The following is a 3,803-nucleotide window of genomic DNA, read 5'->3' as shown; positions in this document are numbered from 1 at the left end:
GGGCACGCTTGGAAAGCGTGTAAGGCGTAACAGCCCCGAGAGTTCAAATCTCTCCTCCATCGCCATTTTATGAATTTTTAGGGAAGTAACTGGATGTAAATATCCGTTGGTTCCCTTTTTTTATTTTTTAGTCCGAGATTTAGTCCGCCGTACTTAGGAGGTGGAGAGTATGGCTGGGAAGGCTTTAACACTGAAACACACAGGAAAACTTGGTCCGTGCGAACTTGGTAATAGTTTGGGCTTTCAACTATATTTAAAATAACAGACATTGAGTCTCCTATTTAATATCCATTCTAATAAGAAGTATATCTATATTCTCATCCAGATAGTTGTCAAGCCATTCTACTACCTTCTTGTTCTCGTCCCTCATATCTTTTACCAACCAGATGATGATCTTCCCGAGGTGGCCGTGGTGTTCTGTTTAGCTAGTTTTAAATTATACTTTTACTGTCGCTGTTAATATTTTTGGCAAGTATGTTTACATTAAAAGATCCCGCGCTTGCCTCGTGATTCCAAATCTTTCTTAAATTAACTTTTTCGAGTCTCCCAAGCACATCTCTTACCCTTCAAAATTCCCAGAATTAATCGTGACTCTCTTTATAAAACTTTGTCCCGCACTTACTGCACTGCCACCTGGGCTTGTCCGGGTAGATAGAGCAGCCGCCAAGAACGACCTCTCTTTTCTCCATCTGCTCTGACAGTTGCGGACTATATCCAATGTCACCATATAAAATAGTAGACACAGGATAGAATCCGCATACAGGGCATTTTTCAGGTTTTGATTTAACCCTTATTTTTTCTGATATTGTACTTTCTTCTGTAAAAATGGCATTTTTCATCCTTTCCACCTCCTAAAAGGAAAACTCTTCGTTGTTTTCCGACTTCCATGCTGCCATTTTAGACAGTCTTAAAGCATAAACTATACGTTAAAAGGGATCTAATCGATCCCCTTTAAATTCAAACTCAAATTAATATAATTTTATATATCTTCCTAAAGTATTTCAATAAAAGCTTCTACCCTTGTCTTTATCTGACCTTCATCCGATGTTGAGTAGTTTGTCTCAAGGTTCATATACGGAGTTTTTCTATCTCCATTAAGTGTAGTCTTTATATTGTGGGCTTCTATAGCATAGGTATGGCAAGCCTGAAGTGTCATATCTATTACACCATCTACTTGATACACCTCTACCATCTCTTTAAGAAGTTCCATTCTCTTGTCGTTTGGCGTCATTACTGAACAAGGAATATTCAGATATTTTTTTGCGATAGCTTCTACAGGATCCATAGTTTCATCTACATTTTCATGAAGTTCCTTGTATCCCTGACAGTTTTCCAAAGCTACTACGATAGCCCCTGTGTTTTCAACAGCTTTTATTACTTTCTCTGCCACACCCCCTATAGGACATCCTGTAATCAAAATTCTAGCCCCTTCCGGAAGAAACTCCCCATTTTCATACTTGGCTTTAACTTTGGAGATAGTTTTTCTTATATTTTCTCTCATCTCGGTTTTATCAAAAGTATAGTTCGCACCATTTAATACATTAAATATATCAAATCCCTTGATAACTGAAGGCTTTAAACTCCCTAGTTCATGAAACTCTCTTAAAAGACTTCTGTCTTCATTACAGTTTTTAATGGCTTCCTTAAGAGATTTATTTGTGATCTTGGTAGAAAATTTTTCCTCCAGTTTTTCAATAAGTTTATTCAATTCCTTTTTCCAAAGCTCTAGCCCGTCTTCGCTCTGATTTTGAGGTAACTGCATAACGTGTGTATCTTTGACCTCTCCTAGCAGTTCATACATTTTTTTCTTTCCGTCACATGTAGTCTCTCCAACCACCATGTCAGCAAAATACATGTACGGACATTTGTCGGTAAGGGCAAACCCGTAGCTCGCTTTAATCAGTGGACATAGATTCTTAGGAAGGTGCTTTTCTGATTCAGGGATTGTTTCCTCACTCACGGAGCAAAGTGAGATCGGATGTGCTCCCGCTGCATATATTAACTCCTTTGGAGTATAAGTACAAAAAGTTCCCACAACATTTTCTTTTCTATCTTTAAATTCTTTTACTTTTAAAAAACCATTTCTTCTGGCCTCTCCAAAACTTTCAAATATCTCTGGTAGATTATTCATCTCCGTTCCCCCTTATATAATCAAATAAATTTGTCTTACTTAAAAATATTAATACTATGCTTTTTATAATATTGTAATTGTCGTTAATTAACTACTTTTTTATTTTTTCTGCCAGAATGGCAGCTCCTATTGCACCTGTATATCTTCCATCTTCATGTGATAAAACCTTGGATTCCAGCTCATACTCTAGCTTCTTCAGCATATGTTCATTCCCTGAAAATCCTCCGCTTAGAAAGTATATATCAGCTTTCCCGTGCCTTGTACACAAGGACTTTACCTTCTTAATGACAGAATTTACTATCCCATAAGCGATATCTTCCTTCTTAGTGCCGCTTCCTACAAGACTTATAACCTCTGATTCAGCAAATACTGTGCACATAGATGTGATTTCAGTATCACTTCCGTCTTGTGACAGATTGATAAGCTCTTCTATAGTAATTCCCAGACTGTTAGCCATTACCTCTATAAATCTTCCTGTACCAGCCGAGCACTTGTCGTTCATAGTGAAATTTTCAACCATTCCGCCTTCCAAAGAGATAACTTTGGTATCTTGACCACCAATATCAACCACGGTACAGTCCCCCTCTACGAAGTGACTGGCACCCCTTCCGTGACATGTAATCTCAGTGATTACCTTATCTGCATAAGGTACAGATACTCTTCCATAACCAGTGGCAACGATATTCGAATTTTTTTTATTGATTCCTTCGCCGGATAGCTTTTCATAAATTTCTTTGGCAGTATCTTTGCTGTTCCATCCGCTGGGTATTACAAACTTAGATATTATCTCTGAATCTTTAATTACAGCTACCTTCGCTGCAGTAGAACCGATATCTATTCCCACTCCGTACATAGTATCCCCCTTATTTTACAAATGCAAATTTAAGCATTTTTGACATCAGACTTCGTGGATACAGTATATAAGCTGATCGTGTTTTATGTCAAGTATACCACCTTAGCATAACCTGTATAATTCTATTAAAGAAAAGATAAGTGAGTTCCATAAATTTGAAATTCATCTACTTTCATCTTCTTGAACTGTATAATTAATTGCAACAAAAAAGAGAACCATAGATATGGCATTGATATAATTTATGTTCGATTAAATTTTAAAAAGGGATATCTATGACTCATCAACATTTTTCGATTGATTAAAGAAAAATTGCAATATAATTTATATAACTTGAAGCGTGCTTATATCTATAATATCCCAAAGTTCTTCCATATCCCAGTGTTTGCATTAAAGATATTATTGCTGAGGATATCTCTTCAAAAGTGCTTCCTAAAGAAGTTAAATCTTCTGTTTCCGTTTCAGATTAATATTCTTCTTCACATATTTCAGTCGATTCATCTCCTGTATATGTCCCGTTTTCTAATTTTGCATAGATTTCTAATTTTATTTCCATATCTAATAATTGTGTTCACTTTCTTTGTGAAATAACTGCAAAATTAAAAATAATATTCAAATCTTTCTTTTAAAGACTAACTCTTATCTTAATTTTGTATTTCTTTAAATCTCGGTAATACTGAGACTTTCAACTTCCACATCTGCATCCCCCCAAGATCTAAATCCTGTATAATTTGTCGTTGAAGTTGACTCATCTATTGTTATACCTTCTTCGTCAGTTATCTCTTCATCATCAATACTGACTGACACAGAATTAGTTCCGTC

General features: G+C 36.1%; 3 protein-coding genes. All 3 read right to left on the bottom strand.

The features are described from left to right. Positions 1-581 precede the first annotated feature (581 nt). The 3 genes from ABZA26_RS09825 to ABZA26_RS09815 all read right to left on the bottom strand — a co-directional run bounded on the left by ABZA26_RS09825 (position 582) and on the right by ABZA26_RS09815 (position 2,984). Entirely contained in the window at positions 582-839 is a 258-nt protein-coding gene (locus ABZA26_RS09825) for a hypothetical protein (RefSeq protein WP_372714343.1), read from the bottom strand. Between the two features lie 152 nt (positions 840-991). Further along, positions 992-2,131, bottom strand: a complete 1,140-nt coding sequence (locus tag ABZA26_RS09820) for a double-cubane-cluster-containing anaerobic reductase (RefSeq protein ID WP_372714342.1) — start codon at positions 2,129-2,131, stop codon at positions 992-994. Between the two features lie 91 nt (positions 2,132-2,222). After that, positions 2,223-2,984: an acyl-CoA dehydratase activase gene (locus ABZA26_RS09815; RefSeq protein WP_372714341.1), complete on the bottom strand. Its 762-nt coding sequence runs from the start codon at positions 2,982-2,984 to the stop codon at positions 2,223-2,225. Positions 2,985-3,803: the final 819 nt, after the last annotated feature.

This window comes from Ilyobacter sp. (assembly GCF_041583315.1).
Lineage (GTDB): Bacteria > Fusobacteriota > Fusobacteriia > Fusobacteriales > Fusobacteriaceae > Ilyobacter.
Note: the sequence above shows the minus strand (reverse complement) of the source record. Positions and strands in the feature narration are given on the sequence as shown.

Bases quoted from the DNA above. Each gene is read 5' to 3' on its own strand.
- ABZA26_RS09825 (WP_372714343.1), bottom strand. From the start codon at position 839: ATGAAAAATGCCATTTTTACAGAAGAAAGTACAATATCAGAAAAAATA.
- ABZA26_RS09820 (WP_372714342.1), bottom strand. From the start codon at position 2,131: ATGAATAATCTACCAGAGATATTTGAAAGTTTTGGAGAGGCCAGAAGA.
- ABZA26_RS09815 (WP_372714341.1), bottom strand. From the start codon at position 2,984: ATGTACGGAGTGGGAATAGATATCGGTTCTACTGCAGCGAAGGTAGCT.